Origin of the sequence: Enterococcus sp. AZ129 (genome assembly GCF_051714505.1) — a bacterium.
Taxonomy (GTDB): Bacteria; Bacillota; Bacilli; order Lactobacillales; family Enterococcaceae; genus Enterococcus; species Enterococcus faecalis.
The window spans coordinates 697,148-711,405 of record NZ_JBIORY010000001.1; the positions used below are offsets into that span (position 1 = coordinate 697,148).

The following is a 14,258-nucleotide window of genomic DNA, read 5'->3' on the forward strand; positions in this document are numbered from 1 at the left end:
CTTCGTTCAAAGGAATGGGAGGAGGGAGCAGATGACATTAATTTCAACAATTTTAGTAACCTTGGTGGCGGTAGAATTTTTCTACATTATGTATTTAGAAACGATTGTACCAACATCTGAGACAACAAGCCGTGTTTTTAAAATGGATAAGCAAGAGTTACAAAGAAAATCAGTGACTACATTGTTTAAAAATCAAGGAATCTATAATGGACTAATCGGTGCAGGACTTATTTATAGTGTCTATTTTGCGCAAGCAACGATGGAGATGACAAGATTTTTATTGATTTATATTATTTTAGTGGCGGCGTACGGTAGCTTAACTAGTGATAAAAAAATTATTTTAACACAAGGCGGTTTAGCCATCGTGGCTTTGATTAGTTTACTTGTTTAGCCATCAGAGTTAATAGAGAGAGACAGTCAAATCGACAGAAAAAACACGGTTGATTTGACTATTTTTTATGGAATTGAGAGAGACAAAATGTGGTATACTTTGTTTATTAGATAGGGAGGAATTAAAAATGCTGAACCAAAAAGAAGTAAAAAAAAACGATTATCCTCAATTAATTTCTCTATGGCGTTCTTCAGTAGAAGCTACCCATTTGTTTTTGAGTCAGGCAGATATTGATAAAATCGAAGTGGTTTTACCTGATTATTTTCAACAAGTTCAATTAAGTATGTGGTTAAATGAAGAACAGAAATGTGTGGGCTTTAGTGGAACAAATCAACAAACGTTGGAAATGTTATTTATTGACCCAGTCTATTTTCGTAAAGGCTATGGTGGAGAAATTATCCAAAAGTTAATAGAGCAAGAATCAATTGTCTTTGTTGATGCTAATAAACAAAATGAAGGGGCAGTGAAGTTCTATCAATCTCAAGGGTTTCAAGTAATTGGTGAATCAAAGGAAGATCCTCAAGGAAATCCGTTTCCTATTTTACATATGAAACGGATATAGAAAAGAAGGGAGAAACCATGCGAGTAATCGTTACAGAATACCAACCAGCCTGGGTGGAACAGTTTGAAGAAGAAGCCCAAGCGTTGAAACAGATTCTAAAGGAAAATTGTCTTAAAGTTGAACATATCGGTAGCACATCTGTGCCTAATTTAGCAGCCAAACCAATTATTGATTTTTTGGTCATTGTTGAAGAAATTGAAAAAGTAGACCTGTTACAAGGGGAATTTGAAAGAATCGGTTATGAATATATGGGGGAATTTGGACTATCAGGACGTCGTTATTTACGAAAAAATCCGGCAATTGCTACAACCTATGGTACATTAAAAAAGCAATTGGCCCAAGCACACCCCGATAGCATTGATAAATATATGGATGGCAAAGATGCGTTCATTAAGAAAATAGAAAAAGAAGCGTTGAAGAAATATTGGGAAAAATAAAAAAAGTTGCTAAAGTTAGCAACTTTTTTTTGGTTCTTTTTTGAAAAAATGATAAAGAAGACCACTTAAAAGAACACCTAGAATAATTCCAATCGCTAAATTATGCGTATAGACGATCACACCCACTGTCACGAGTAAAATAACAATTTCAGTAATTTCAAAAGTTCGGAAAAGCTGTAAACTTTCCCAATCAAAGGTGTCGACTGCCACTGTCATCATGATCCCAATCAATGCAGCTGTAGGAATGGCTACCATCACGGATTTAAAAACAAAAATGAATAGAAGGAGGGTAATACCTGAAATCAAAGTAGAAAGCCGTTTTCGTCCCCCTGATTTAACATTAATGACCGCTTGCCCGATCATCGCACAGCCAGCTTGGCCACCAAAAAAGCCGGTAATTATGTTAGCGAATCCTTGCGCCTTAACTTCTCGTTGGCTATCACTTTGGCTCGCTGTCATTTTGTCCACAATGGGGATCGTCAATAAAGATTCAATTAACCCGACCATTGCTAAGGCAACAGAGCTAGGTAAAATAATCCGCAACGTTTCTAAGTTGACGGGTACATTAGGCCAACGGATCGCTGGATGAAACTGACTCATTTCACCAAGATCACCTACCGTTTGCAAATGACCTTTTAAAAAATAGGACAGGATAGTCATGAATAAAATAACAATTAAAGCAGGAGGCACAATTGTAATAAACTTAGGTAATAGATAAATAAGTAAGATACTACAGATAATCATGCCGTAGGACCACAGTGTTTGATGAGGCAATTGTTGTACTTGCGCCATGAAAATTAAAATGGCTAACGCATTGACGAATCCGTACATCACTGTCTTGGGAATAAAGCGCATCAATTTGTGGATACCTAAATAACCTAAAATAAATTGTAGAAAGCCTGTTAAAATAGTCGCAGCAAGCATGTATGACAAACCGTGTGCTTGAATTAAGCCTGCAAGGACTAAGGCCATTGAACCAGCAGACGCCGAGACCATTGCCGGACGGCCGCCCGTAAAAGTAATCACAAGTAAAGTAACAGCTGAAGCAAACACTGCAGAAAGCGGGTGAACACCAGCAATAATCGCAAACCCGATTACTTCTGGTAAAATGGCGACAGAAGAAACGAGACCGGCAAATAGATCATTTCGTTCATTGCCTAACCATTCGCTTTTTTTAATACTAAATAACATCGAAAAACTCCTTTAAGTTAATAAAACCTTTAAGTTAATAAAACCTTATTCATAATAGCATGAATAAGCTGAAATAAAAAAGTTTGACGTTAACACGTCAAACTTTTTTATTAGAACTGTAGCAGTGCCAACAACAAAATGGCTAGGACGACTTGAACAGTTCCTACTGATAAACCATAGATTAAGAAACGTTTGCCTTCTTGGAAAAACTTTTTAAAATCGAGTCGTAACCCGATTGCTGCCAAGGCAGTAATTTCAAACCAAGAACTAAAGAAATGAGCAGTCTCACTGATCACGACGGGGAAATGAATCAAACTATTAAAGACACAGGCAATGAAAAAGCCAACTACATACCAAGGTAGGGCGCTGCTTTTTTTGGTGACTTCTACCAACTCAGCCTCTGATTCTGTCGTCTTACTTTGCTTGAAACGTCCAAATAAATAGACAACTGCTACGAGTAGGACAATCCGCATAATTTTAAAGAGCATCGCAAGTTGAACTGCGTTCTCATTGACCATATTGGCACTGGCGACAACCTGACCAACTGATTGTAAAGTCCCTCCGATTAGTGCGCTACGAGCCAACAAATTGGTACCATAGAGAATCCCACTTAAAATGGGTAAGGTCAACATTAAAACGGTTCCTAATAAGTTTACTAAAGTAATGATTTGGCCTTTTTCTTCCTCATCTGCTTGAATTGCTGGAGCAATCGAAGCAATGGCAGAAGACCCACAAACGGCATTACCACCAGCCATCAATAAAGACATATTATCAGAAAAAGCCAGTTTTTTACCGATCAAATAGGCAAAAATAATGGTCAGCGACATTTGAATGAGAATAAATACGACACCTTGTAAGCCAATTTGGGCAATCGTTTGAAAGGTCACGGTGGTTCCCAATAAAACAACAGAAAATTCTAGTAATTTACTTTCGGCTACTTTGGTTCCACGATTTAAATTGGCACCGCGAACAAAGGTATTTCCCAAAAAGATTCCTAGTAAAATAGCTATCGTTGCGGCGCCTAATCTAGGTAACCAGATGGCAAGAAACTTGCTAAGGCAGGCGACAAGGAAAGCTGTTAGCAATCCGGGAAGAATTTGGAATAAAGATTGGATATAATCATTTTCTGAATTTTTCATTGAAAAAATCTCTCTTTCTTGTTCATTACTTCCAGTATAACGAAATTTTTTACATTTGAGAAATAAATAGTTAAAATAATATTTATAATAGAAAGTTATCGAAAGGATACCCATGTTTAAATTATTAAAGACTTTTCAAATTGTGTATGAGCAAATGAACTTTTCCAAAGCAGCTACCTGCTTATATATCTCACAACCAGCCGTTTCTAATCAAATCAAACAATTAGAAGAAGAATTAGGCTGTTCATTGTTTTTAAGAAATGGTCGACAAGATGTAGTCCCTACTAGGCAAGCAGAAGTCTTGTATAATCGTTTGCTAAATTTAGCTGATGATTGGCAAGAAACATTAACAGCTCTTCATCAGGCGAGATTACCTAAAGAAACTTGCCGAATTGCTGCGTCTAATACTTTTGCAGTTTATTATTTGCCGCAACTGATGCAGCATTTACAGACACAGTATGCAACAATCAATTTTGTTTTAGAAATGAACAATTCAGAAGAAGTAGTGGAAAAAGTTGAAAAACATCAAGTTGATTTTGGCTTTATCGAAAAACCATTAATTACGAAAGGCGCCTCTCGTGAAGAAATTATTCAGGATCAATTGGTTTTAGCTGGGGACCCTGCCAATCAGAATTGGTTGGTACGTGAAAAGGATTCTGGGGTCTTTCATTATACCCAACAGTATTTAGAAGAAAGTAATCAAAGCCCAACACTCATGACGGTTAAAAATAATGAAATGATTGTTAAAATGTTGGAATTGGGCATGGGGCAATCGTTGCTTTCAAGAAAGGCGATTACTGAAAAAATCCCCTTCCAAACGTTAGGTGAAAAGTACTGGCGTTCCTTTTATTTTTTGACACGGGGACATTTAAAATCCTCCTTGCTTCAAGAAGTAAAACAAGCAATTTATCGATTCTATCAGACGGAAATGAATAAATACTAAAACGTTCTCTTTGTTTATTTATCAATCTTTGACTACACTAAAGAAAACGAAGGAGGGAACCACAATGCCTAAATTTTCACCTTGTTTATGGTTTGACACACAAGCGGAAGAAGCTGCTAACTTCTATACAACAATCTTTGAAAAAGGTGCGATTCTAAGTAAAACGAACTACGTTAATGAGGAGCACCAACCTCAAGGAACATCATTAATGACCATTGAATTTACCTTGGCGAACCAAACAATCATTGGTTTAAATGGCGGACCAGAATTTTCCTTTACGCCAGCTAGTTCATTTTTTGTTGAATGTAAAACATTATCACAAACAGAAACGTTGTGGAAAAATTTAACAGCAGATGGACAGATATTGATGCCTTTTGGGGAATATCCTTTTAGTCCTTTATATGGTTGGGTAGTGGACAAATTTGGTGTCTCTTGGCAAGTGTCTTTTTCGGGAAAAGAACAAACAATTGTACCAACCTTTATGTTTGCTAATGAAAAATATGGCGAAGCAGCCAAAGCTCTATCAGAATGGTTGGCGATTTTCGGTCCAGGCGAAATAATTGAAAAAGTTGAATATGAAGATGGGAACGTTGCTCAAGCACTTTTCACATTACAGGAGCAACCGTTTCGAGTAATGGATGCACGAGATAAACATGATTTTGATTTTACCATGGCTTTCTCCATTTATATTGATTGTGAAAATCAGGAGGAAATAGATCGGCTATGGCAACAAGTGACTGCTAAAGGGAAAGAATGGCCGTGTGGCTGGATGGAAGATCAATTTGGGGTCAGTTGGCAAACAGGCAATCCTGAACTGAAACGTTATTTATCTGACTCAAATCCAGCTAGAGCAAATGAAGTGACCAAAAAATTGTACCAAATGAAAAAAATAGATTTAAACCAGTTAAAAGAAGTGTATGACAAATATAATCATTAGAAAAACTGAGGTTGTCTGATCGACTACACTTCGTTACGTTGGTATCAATTCCAATACATGGAACATACTAGAGTTGAAGGGCTTGTCTTTTAAGGATCAAGACCTTCAACTCTTAAAAAAGGCTCGATTCTTGCGAGTTCCAAAGAGGCTGCTTCTATTCTGTTGTTTATCTTAAGGGTTAGGACTCTGCCGATTTTTTTATAAGATTATGCTATAATTAAGAGTAGCAATTATTGAAGGAAAAATGAAAAGTCCAAAATAGGAAGTGGTAAAATGATTGAGTTAATTGTGTTGTTAACAGTTTTTACTTATGGAACAAACTTTGTTTTATATCTTATTTTGAAAAATAAAAAGTCCATGCCAATTGTCGAAAAAGCTTCTATTGTATTAGGAATTAATATGTCTGTGTTATTATTAGATGGTATTTTTGCTTTTGTTGGTAAATTCATCATGTTATCAGAATGGGAATTATTAGCGCCTATTTTTGAAATAGTGTAAAAATCATCATAAAGTCCTATATCCAAAAAGAATGAAGTTTGTTAGGATAAGAAAGATGAAAATTTAGAAATAAAAGAGGTGGGATTGCATGGCTAAAATCATGATTGTCGAAGATGAAACAACCATTCGAGAATTAATTAGCGAGGAATTACAAAAATGGCAATTTGAAACGATTGGAACAACCGATTTTAATGATGTATTGGATGATTTTCAAGAGGAGAATCCCCAATTAGTCTTGATGGATATTAATTTACCTGTTTACGATGGGTACTATTGGTGTCAAAAAATTCGTGAAGTTTCTAAAGTACCAATTATTTTTATTTCGAGTCGTAGTACCAATATGGATATGATTATGGCGATGAACATGGGCGCGGATGATTTTGTTACAAAACCGTTCCAGATAGATGTTTTAATTGCTAAAATCAATGCTTTGTTGCGCCGCTCTTATAACTATTCCGATACGGATAGTGAAGTGCTTTCACATAATGGCATTACTTTAAATGTGGACAATGGACGAATGGAAATCAAAGGCGAAATGATCGATTTAAGTAAAAATGAATACCGATTACTGTATCTTTTAATGAAAAAGCACGGAAAAATTTTAACACGTGAAAAACTATTGCGCGCTTTATGGGACGATGAACGTTTTGTGGATGACAATACGTTGACGGTAAATATCAATCGTTTACGAAAAAAAATTGAGCAAGCAGGGATTGCTGGCTATATTGAAACCAAAGTGGGCGTCGGTTATATGGTGCCCTAGATAGGAGTAGACAATGACCATTCTAAAGTATTTAAAAGATCGCTGGTTATTACTAATTGGTTGGTTATTTTTTCTGTTCTTAACTTGTTTTATTTTATGGTTGGCTCCTAATGTCCGCTTAGATTGGACAGTGGTTGGCTATATCTTTTTACTGCAAAGTGTTTTTTTATCGCTATTTTTAACAATTGATTATTATTTAAAACGTAAGTGGTGGCTTTCGTTGGCAACGGAAAAAGAGCCGCCTTCTTTACAAGAATATTTGAATACAGCAGAAAAAGAAGAAGAACTACTTGTCCAAACGTATATTAACGGTTTATTGCAAGAGCACCAACAAACCATGCAGCAAGCAATTAACAACCAACAGGACCAAAAAGATTACATTGACTCTTGGGTTCATGAAATCAAAGTCCCCCTAGCGGCTATCACGTTACTGGTACAATCTGTCGAAGATGATATTCCAGAGAAAAAATATTATCTATTGGAAAATGAGTTAGGGAAAATTGATGAATATGTCGAGCAAGTCCTATATTATGCTAGATTGGACAGCTTTTCTCGAGATTATTTACTTCAAGAATATTCTTTAAAAGAAATTGTGCAATCTGTTGTTCGTACGCAAGCAAATTATTTTATCCAAAAAAGATTGCAATTCTCAATTGAAGGAGAAGATGAAGCGGTTTTAACCGACCGAAAATGGGTCATTTTTATTTTCCGCCAATTATTAAGTAATGCAGTCAAGTATACGCCAGAAGGCGGTACGATTACGGTTCTAATTTCCAAAAATAAACAAGGTATTTATTTATCTTTAAAAGATTCTGGGATTGGCATTCCGACGCAAGATCAACGACGCATTTTCGATAAAGGATTTACTGGTGAAAACGGGCGAAAAAGCGAACAGCATTCGACTGGTCTTGGTCTGTATTTGGCTCATAGCTTAGCGAAAAAGTTAGGTCATGATTTAACAGTCGAATCGACAGAAGGGCAAGGGACGACGATGACATTGTTTTTCCCTTCCCTCAGTTATTATAATGAAGTGAAATAAAAAGTAGGTCTATCAGCAAATTAAAGAGGTGATAGGCCTTTTTTTATTTATTAAAACTTTCTTGCTAACTTCTCTTACTCTTCTTAGTTGTTTAGAAAACGTTTTTATTGTTAGAATGAAATGAAATAAATTTGTTAGGAGAATATTATGAGTTTACTTATCGCTTTAGTGCCCATGATTGCGTGGGGCAGTATTGGTTTAGTCAGCGGTAAAATTGGTGGAAGCGCCAATCAACAAACGTTAGGTATGACAATCGGCGCATTACTATTTTCAATTGTTGTCTTTTTTGTCATCCAGCCTACGTTGACGACAGCCACATTAATTGTTGGATTTATATCTGGTTTATTCTGGAGTTTGGGACAGAATCAACAATTTCATAGCATGAAATATATGGGCGTTTCAGTTGGCTTACCAATTTCAACTGGGATGCAGTTAGTTGTTAATACCGTTGCAGGGGCTGTTTTTTTCCATGAATGGACAAAAACAAAAGACTTTGTTGTGGGCTTTATCGCTTTAGCCTTTTTAGTTTTTGGGGTGTATTTAACAGCTCGACAAGATGATGACAGTCAACCGAAAACCTCAAATAGTATGTTAGATTTTAATAAAGGGATTCGGGCCTTGATTTTCTCAACAGTTGGGTATGGTGTCTATACCATCATTATTAATGCCACTGGTTTAGATCCGTGGGGAATTATTTTGCCACAAAGTATTGGTATGTTAGTGGGGGCTAGTTTCTTTGCCTTCAAAAAAGTCAAAGTTGATCGTTTTGTTTGGATGAATATGACGACGGGTCTGCTTTGGGGCTTAGGAAATATTTGTATGTTATTAACCATGCGTGAAATTGGCTTAGCTATTAGCTTCTCTTTATCACAAATGGGGATTATTATTTCGACTCTTGGGGGCATCTTCCTTTTAGGCGAAAGAAAATCAAAAAAAGAAATGTTTTATGTTATTTTTGGTTGCATTTTTGTTATTCTAGGTGGTATTCTTTTAGGGTATATGAAAGCGTAAATAGTTTATTTACGCTTATTTTTTTTACGGGGGTAAACATATGTCTATTTTCAGAAAAAAAGAAATCACTGTGCCTGTCAATGACAGTGGTGGGATGAAAAAAAATCTTAAGACGATGGACTTAATTTTTCTAGGAATTGGGGCTGTAGTAGGAACAGGGATTTTTGTTGTGACAGGTGTCGCAGCGGAACGCTATGCAGGTCCAGGGCTCGTCTTATCATTTCTGGTAGCAGCAGCCGCGATTATTTTATCTGGTTTATGCTATGCAGAATTTGCATCACGTATTCCGGTCATTGGTGGGCCGTATGCCTACATGTATGTGGTCTTTGGAGAAATTGTGGCTTGGATGACTGGTTGGATGATTATTTGTGAGTTTTTCTTGGCGGTTTCATCCGTTGCTTCAGGTTGGTCAGGCTATGTTCATGGCTTTTTGGATAGCTTAGGTTTTTCTTTACCGCAAGCGTTAAGTGGCGCTTATAATCCAACAAATGGTACATATATTGATTTGATTGCCATGTTGGTCGTTGTAGCCGTAACTTTTTGGGTATCTTTAGAAGCGAAAACAGCGTTACGTTTAAATAACTTAATGGTTTTCGTGAAGTTTGGGATTATTTTATTATTTGTTCTCGTTGGGATCTTTTATGTGAAACCAACGAACTGGCAACCATTTATTCCTTATGGTTTTTCAGGCGTTTTCAGTGGTGCTGCTTTAGTTTTCTTTGCCTTTCTAGGGTTTGATGCGGTCAGCATGGCCGCGGAGGAAGTGAAGAATCCGAAAAAAGATATTCCAAAAGGGATTATTGGTTCCATTATTATTTCAACATTGTTATATATTGTTGTTACGTTAGTTTTAACTGGAATTGTTCCATTTACGGATTTAGGGGTCAAGGATCCGGTGGCTTTTGCGATGCGCTTCATTAATCATGGCGCAATTGCGACAATCATTTCAGTTGGCGCTATTTTAACCTTATTAACAGTGACGATTGCGATGATGTACAGTTTAGCCCGTGTGATTTATGCGATTAGTAAAGATGGATTACTGCCGCAGTTTATGAGCAAAATTGATGAGAAGCGGCACACACCTAAGAATGCAACCTATGTAGCTGGATTTTTAGCAATGGTTTTTGCTGGTGTTGTTCCAATGGAGATGTTGGCTGAACTTACAAATATCGTGACACTCTTTTATCTGATGTTTCTCGCTTTAGGAATTATCAAATTACGGACAATGAAAGGAGAACCGCAAGCAGGTGAATTTAAAGTGCCGCTTGTGCCGGTTCTACCATTAATTTCAATTGTGGTTTGCGCGGCTTTGATGTTCCAATTGTCTTTAGCTACTTGGCAAGTATTTGGCATAGCCGTAGTGATTGGTTTGGCTATTTATTTCTTTTATGGACGACACCATAGTATCGTTCGTTTCGAGACAAAAGAATAAAAGTGAACGAAAAAAGAGAGGAATACTTGTCAAATAGACAGGTGTTTCTCTCTTTTCTTTCTGGCATTTTCTTCATTTTCAAGAGAAAACCGACAAGAAATATAGTTTAATAATGTCTAATTATGGTATACTGTTTAGGAGTAAATCCTGAGGGTTTAGGAAAATGACTAAAGGAGGTTTTTTCTGTATGTCACAGAAAGAAACATTTTATATTACCACCCCAATTTATTACCCAAGTGGGAAGTTACATATTGGGAATTCATATACAACAATCGCCTGCGATGCAATGGCCCGTTACAAGCGTTTAATGGGTTTTGATGTATTTTATTTAACAGGTGTGGATGAACATGGCCAAAAAATTGAAAAAAAAGCTGCTGAGTTGAATGTGACACCAAAAGAGTACGTTGATAAAATGGCAGCAGATGTTCAAAAATTATGGAAAACATTAGATATCAGCTATGATAAATTTATTCGGACAACGGATGATTATCACATGGCAGCCGTGCAACGAATTTTTGATCGTTTAGTAGAACAAGGAGATATCTACCTTGGAGAATATGAAGGTTGGTATTCAGTTTCTGATGAAGAATTTTTCACTGAAACACAATTAGCTGAAGTATATCGTGACGATGAAGGCAATGTCATTGGTGGGAAAGCACCAAGTGGTCACGAAGTCGAATTAGTTAAAGAAGAATCCTATTTCTTCCGCATGAGTAAATATGCGGATCGCTTGGTACAATATTACGAAGAACATCCAGAATTTATTCAACCAGAATCTCGTAAAAATGAGATGCTAAATAACTTCATCAAACCAGGATTAGAAGATTTAGCCGTTTCAAGAACGACTTTCTCTTGGGGAATTCCATTAAAAAATGATCCAAAACATGTGGTTTACGTATGGATTGATGCGTTATCAAACTATATTACAGCACTAGGTTATGGTTCAGAAGATGATTCATTATTCCAAAAATATTGGCCTGCGAACGTGCAAATGGTTGGGAAAGAAATCGTGCGTTTCCATACGATTTATTGGCCAATTATGTTAATGGCCTTGGATTTACCATTACCGAAAAAAGTCTTTGGACATGGTTGGTTATTGATGAAAGACGGAAAAATGTCTAAATCTAAAGGAAATGTTGTTTACCCTGAAATGTTAGTAGAACGCTACGGTCTAGATGCGTTACGTTATTATTTATTACGAGCAATTCCATTTGGTAGTGATGGCGTCTTTACACCAGAAGATTTCGTTTCTCGCTTAAATTATGATTTAGCTAATGACTTAGGAAACTTGTTGAATCGAACAATTGCGATGATTAATAAATATTGTGATGGCAAAGTACCAGCCTATGCTTCAAAAGTTACCCCATTTGATAGTGAACTATCGACAACTGCGGCGAATGTTATTGGAAAATATCATGAAGCAATGGAAAAAATGGAATTTAACACGGCCATTGCAGAAATCTGGACGCTAGTTTCTCGTGCCAATAAATATATTGATGAAACAGCGCCTTGGGTATTGGCTAAAGAAGAAGAGAAACGCAACGAATTAGAAAGTGTTATGATCCATTTAGCGGAAAGCTTACGAATTGTGGCAATCTTATTGCAACCAGTCATGACAGAAACACCAGGGAAAATTTTCGAACAATTAGGCTTAGATCCAGAAACAATGAACATGGAAAATATTCATTTTGGTGAGTTCCCAACAGACGTAACAGTAACAAGTAAAGGAACACCTATTTTCCCACGTTTAGAAATTGAAACAGAAGTGACGTATATTCAAAAGAAAATGTCCCAAAGCGAAAGTGCTACAGAAGAGGATATTAAATGGAATCCAGAAGAAACAACGTTGGTTTCAACGAAAGAAAAGCAAATTAAGTACGATGATTTCGATAAAGTGGAATTAAAAGTTGCCGAAGTTATTGACTGTAAAAAAGTCAAAGGAGCAGATAAATTATTGCAATTCCGTTTAGATGCTGGAGATGAAAACCATCGTCAAATTCTTTCAGGTATTGCTGAATTTTATCCAGATCCAGCTGCGCTAATTGGCAAAAAAGTAGTCATTGTGGCTAACTTAAAACCAAGAAAAATGCGTGGTCAAATTAGCCAAGGAATGATTCTTTCAGCTGAATCACCAGAAGGTAAACTTCAAATTGTTGAAGCACCAAAAGAAATGCCAAATGGTGCAGGAATCGCATAAAAGCATAAGTGGTAAAGATAAAAGGTGAATTGTAACCTTTTATCTTTACTACTTTTTTTAATGACTTTAGTCAGTTGAAATCTCTAAAGAGATTTCGACAAAAAAACCACGCGTACTGCGCGTGGAGCTCAGAGCTTTAGCGATAAAAACTCCTTTCGATATAATAGATAAAGGCTACCAACCGTTATCTAATCGAAAGGAGTTTTTGTATGTCGAACGACGATAAAAGTTTAGCACATACTCGTTGGAATTGTAAGTACCATCTTGTATTTACACCAAAATATAGAAGAAAAGTAATCTATGGTCAGTTAAGGCAGGATATTGGAAAAATACTGAGAAAATTGTGTGAAATGAAAGAAGTCGAAATCATTGAAGCTCATGCAATGCCTGACCATATCCATATGTTGGTAAGAATCCCGCCGAAGTTGAGTGTATCAGGATTCATGGGTTTCTTAAAAGGAAGAAGTGCAGTAATCATTCATGAACGTCATGCGAATTTAAAATATAATTATGGGAATAGATCATTTTGGTCAAAAGGCTATTATGTGAGCACTGTAGGTCTGAACCAAAAAACGATAGCTAAGTATATACGAGAACAAGAAGCAGAAGATCGAGTAAGGGATAGTATAAACAAAAGAGAGTATAGAGATCCATTTAGTAAGTAACAACTAGATAAGAATAGAATGGTAGCGGTTGGCGGTCTCTAAAAAAAGCTCCCTTAAAGGGAGCAGCAGGTAGCGAGCCCTTCTAGGGCTATTAAAAAGCCACCCGCTATGCGGGTGGATATTTACTGTATACTAGAAGAAAAGTGATTTGATGTGGGGGAAGTTTGATGGCTTATCATACTTATGAATTTTTAAAAAGACGTAAAAATGATCCAAAATGGAGAAAGGCCTATACATCTGCTAGGAATAAACGTATTATTGGTGCTTTAGTTACGATAAATATAATTATTTGGGGCTTTGTTTTGTGGAAAAAAATAGAAAGTGGCGATATAGAAGTAAATAATATTATCGACGTCCTAAAATCGAAAATAAACGAATTTTTAAATTAAAAGAATCGAAGAAAAGCCTAGAAAAAATCATTTGCGATTTTTCCTAGGCTTTTCTATTTTAGAGTTTCACTTTTTTAGGTATTCGTTTTTTACCAAAACGGACTTTCGTTAGGCGACTTGGTAAAATGATCAGTAAGAGTGAAAAAGGGACACTAATAATTTGCCACGTGAGTAAACGGCCTAAGCTATTATTTTTATAGAGCCACTCTAATATAAAATGCAGCCCTAAAATACTTAACAAAGCCAAGCCTGTCAGGAAATAAGGCGTTGATACCCAGTCGGTCGTTTTCAAGAGACTAAAACCTAAAGGAACTAGATAAAAGTAAGCACTTGTTAAAGTAATCCGCCAACTTTTCATAACGGTGCCTAAATTAATTATAAAAAAAAGTAAAGATAGAACTAAAGCGAAAGGTGGAAACAAAGCCACTAACGCCGAATAGATGGTTCCCCAGACGAGCATTAAGGGACCTTTAACAATAGCGGCAATAAGTGTAAACAAGCCAATTAGGAGTAACTGCTGTGTCAGTGAGCCAAAGGTTAGCAAGCCAAATAAAATAAGCAGTAGCCAGTGCCAAATGGTTTGGTTTTGTTGTTTTCGCTCAATAGTTACATTTTTTTGGATAGAGGTTTTTAAAAAATTTTCTAAATCAGGTGATTGTTTCAC

The 14,258-nt window shown here is 36.4% G+C and carries 16 protein-coding genes; 13 read left to right on the plus strand and 3 right to left on the minus strand.

Annotated features, from left to right (window positions below; genetic code table 11):
* Positions 1–31 precede the first annotated feature (31 nt).
* The 3 genes from IGJ90_RS03375 (at position 32) to IGJ90_RS03385 (ending at position 1,390) form a co-directional block, all read left to right on the plus strand.
* Positions 32–391 (plus strand): DUF1304 domain-containing protein, encoded by a 360-nt coding sequence (locus tag IGJ90_RS03375; protein ID WP_438767573.1) that lies wholly within the window; start codon positions 32–34, stop codon positions 389–391.
* A 67-nt stretch (positions 392–458) separates the two neighbouring features.
* The gene (locus IGJ90_RS03380; RefSeq protein WP_025189180.1) at positions 459–953 is read left to right on the plus strand and encodes a GNAT family N-acetyltransferase; all 495 of its coding nucleotides are present in this window, start codon (positions 459–461) and stop codon (positions 951–953) included.
* 17 nt (positions 954–970) lie between these two features.
* Positions 971–1,390, plus strand: a complete 420-nt coding sequence (locus IGJ90_RS03385) for a GrpB family protein (protein WP_438767575.1) — start codon at positions 971–973, stop codon at positions 1,388–1,390.
* A 15-nt stretch (positions 1,391–1,405) separates the two neighbouring features.
* On the opposite strand, the gene IGJ90_RS03390 is transcribed toward IGJ90_RS03385, so the two are convergent.
* Both IGJ90_RS03390 and IGJ90_RS03395 read right to left on the minus strand, forming a co-directional pair.
* Positions 1,406–2,581, minus strand: a complete 1,176-nt coding sequence (locus tag IGJ90_RS03390) for a SulP family inorganic anion transporter (RefSeq protein ID WP_002378096.1) — start codon at positions 2,579–2,581, stop codon at positions 1,406–1,408.
* 110 nt (positions 2,582–2,691) lie between these two features.
* Positions 2,692–3,720 (minus strand): YeiH family protein, encoded by a 1,029-nt coding sequence (locus tag IGJ90_RS03395; protein WP_438767577.1) that lies wholly within the window; start codon positions 3,718–3,720, stop codon positions 2,692–2,694.
* Between the two features lie 112 nt (positions 3,721–3,832).
* Between IGJ90_RS03395 and IGJ90_RS03400 the strand changes: the two genes are divergently transcribed.
* The 10 genes from IGJ90_RS03400 to IGJ90_RS03445 all read left to right on the plus strand — a co-directional run bounded on the left by IGJ90_RS03400 (position 3,833) and on the right by IGJ90_RS03445 (position 13,594).
* On the plus strand, positions 3,833–4,663 hold the full coding sequence (locus tag IGJ90_RS03400; RefSeq protein ID WP_002358839.1) for a LysR family transcriptional regulator: 831 nt from the start codon (positions 3,833–3,835) through the stop codon (positions 4,661–4,663).
* A gap of 64 nt (positions 4,664–4,727) precedes the next feature.
* The gene (locus tag IGJ90_RS03405) at positions 4,728–5,600 is read left to right on the plus strand and encodes a VOC family protein (protein ID WP_002366300.1); all 873 of its coding nucleotides are present in this window, start codon (positions 4,728–4,730) and stop codon (positions 5,598–5,600) included.
* 273 nt (positions 5,601–5,873) lie between these two features.
* Positions 5,874–6,098, plus strand: coding sequence for a hypothetical protein (locus IGJ90_RS03410; RefSeq protein ID WP_002355808.1), 225 nt, complete (start codon positions 5,874–5,876; stop codon positions 6,096–6,098).
* Positions 6,099–6,186: 88 nt separating this feature from the next.
* A complete protein-coding gene (sapR, locus tag IGJ90_RS03415; protein ID WP_002355809.1) occupies positions 6,187–6,861 on the plus strand; it encodes a two-component system response regulator SapR in 675 nt (224 codons plus the stop codon).
* A gap of 13 nt (positions 6,862–6,874) precedes the next feature.
* A complete protein-coding gene (sapS, locus tag IGJ90_RS03420; RefSeq protein ID WP_002361370.1) occupies positions 6,875–7,900 on the plus strand; it encodes a two-component system sensor histidine kinase SapS in 1,026 nt (341 codons plus the stop codon).
* 147 nt (positions 7,901–8,047) lie between these two features.
* On the plus strand, positions 8,048–8,911 hold the full coding sequence (locus IGJ90_RS03425) for a GRP family sugar transporter (protein WP_002355811.1): 864 nt from the start codon (positions 8,048–8,050) through the stop codon (positions 8,909–8,911).
* Positions 8,912–8,951: 40 nt separating this feature from the next.
* The gene (locus tag IGJ90_RS03430) at positions 8,952–10,343 is read left to right on the plus strand and encodes an amino acid permease (RefSeq protein ID WP_002364708.1); all 1,392 of its coding nucleotides are present in this window, start codon (positions 8,952–8,954) and stop codon (positions 10,341–10,343) included.
* A gap of 187 nt (positions 10,344–10,530) precedes the next feature.
* The gene (gene metG / locus IGJ90_RS03435; protein ID WP_002366303.1) at positions 10,531–12,540 is read left to right on the plus strand and encodes a methionine--tRNA ligase; all 2,010 of its coding nucleotides are present in this window, start codon (positions 10,531–10,533) and stop codon (positions 12,538–12,540) included.
* A gap of 209 nt (positions 12,541–12,749) precedes the next feature.
* The gene (tnpA, locus tag IGJ90_RS03440) at positions 12,750–13,205 is read left to right on the plus strand and encodes an IS200/IS605 family transposase (RefSeq protein WP_002366027.1); all 456 of its coding nucleotides are present in this window, start codon (positions 12,750–12,752) and stop codon (positions 13,203–13,205) included.
* Positions 13,206–13,372: 167 nt separating this feature from the next.
* A complete protein-coding gene (locus IGJ90_RS03445) occupies positions 13,373–13,594 on the plus strand; it encodes a hypothetical protein (RefSeq protein ID WP_002366304.1) in 222 nt (73 codons plus the stop codon).
* Positions 13,595–13,652: 58 nt separating this feature from the next.
* On the opposite strand, the gene IGJ90_RS03450 is transcribed toward IGJ90_RS03445, so the two are convergent.
* Positions 13,653–14,258, minus strand: coding sequence for a hypothetical protein (locus IGJ90_RS03450; protein ID WP_025186565.1), 606 nt, complete (start codon positions 14,256–14,258; stop codon positions 13,653–13,655).

Excerpts from the sequence above, each read along its gene's own strand:
- IGJ90_RS03375 (WP_438767573.1), top strand. The coding sequence starts at position 32 with ATGACATTAATTTCAACAATTTTAGTAACCTTGGTGGCGGTAGAATTT.
- IGJ90_RS03380 (WP_025189180.1), top strand. The coding sequence starts at position 459 with ATGGAATTGAGAGAGACAAAATGTGGTATACTTTGTTTATTAGATAGG.
- IGJ90_RS03385 (WP_438767575.1), top strand. The coding sequence starts at position 971 with ATGCGAGTAATCGTTACAGAATACCAACCAGCCTGGGTGGAACAGTTT.
- IGJ90_RS03390 (WP_002378096.1), bottom strand. The coding sequence starts at position 2,581 with ATGTTATTTAGTATTAAAAAAAGCGAATGGTTAGGCAATGAACGAAAT.
- IGJ90_RS03395 (WP_438767577.1), bottom strand. The coding sequence starts at position 3,720 with ATGAAAAATTCAGAAAATGATTATATCCAATCTTTATTCCAAATTCTT.
- IGJ90_RS03400 (WP_002358839.1), top strand. The coding sequence starts at position 3,833 with ATGTTTAAATTATTAAAGACTTTTCAAATTGTGTATGAGCAAATGAAC.
- IGJ90_RS03405 (WP_002366300.1), top strand. The coding sequence starts at position 4,728 with ATGCCTAAATTTTCACCTTGTTTATGGTTTGACACACAAGCGGAAGAA.
- IGJ90_RS03410 (WP_002355808.1), top strand. The coding sequence starts at position 5,874 with ATGATTGAGTTAATTGTGTTGTTAACAGTTTTTACTTATGGAACAAAC.
- sapR (WP_002355809.1), top strand. The coding sequence starts at position 6,187 with ATGGCTAAAATCATGATTGTCGAAGATGAAACAACCATTCGAGAATTA.
- sapS (WP_002361370.1), top strand. The coding sequence starts at position 6,875 with ATGACCATTCTAAAGTATTTAAAAGATCGCTGGTTATTACTAATTGGT.
- IGJ90_RS03425 (WP_002355811.1), top strand. The coding sequence starts at position 8,048 with ATGAGTTTACTTATCGCTTTAGTGCCCATGATTGCGTGGGGCAGTATT.
- IGJ90_RS03430 (WP_002364708.1), top strand. The coding sequence starts at position 8,952 with ATGTCTATTTTCAGAAAAAAAGAAATCACTGTGCCTGTCAATGACAGT.
- metG (WP_002366303.1), top strand. The coding sequence starts at position 10,531 with ATGTCACAGAAAGAAACATTTTATATTACCACCCCAATTTATTACCCA.
- tnpA (WP_002366027.1), top strand. The coding sequence starts at position 12,750 with ATGTCGAACGACGATAAAAGTTTAGCACATACTCGTTGGAATTGTAAG.
- IGJ90_RS03445 (WP_002366304.1), top strand. The coding sequence starts at position 13,373 with ATGGCTTATCATACTTATGAATTTTTAAAAAGACGTAAAAATGATCCA.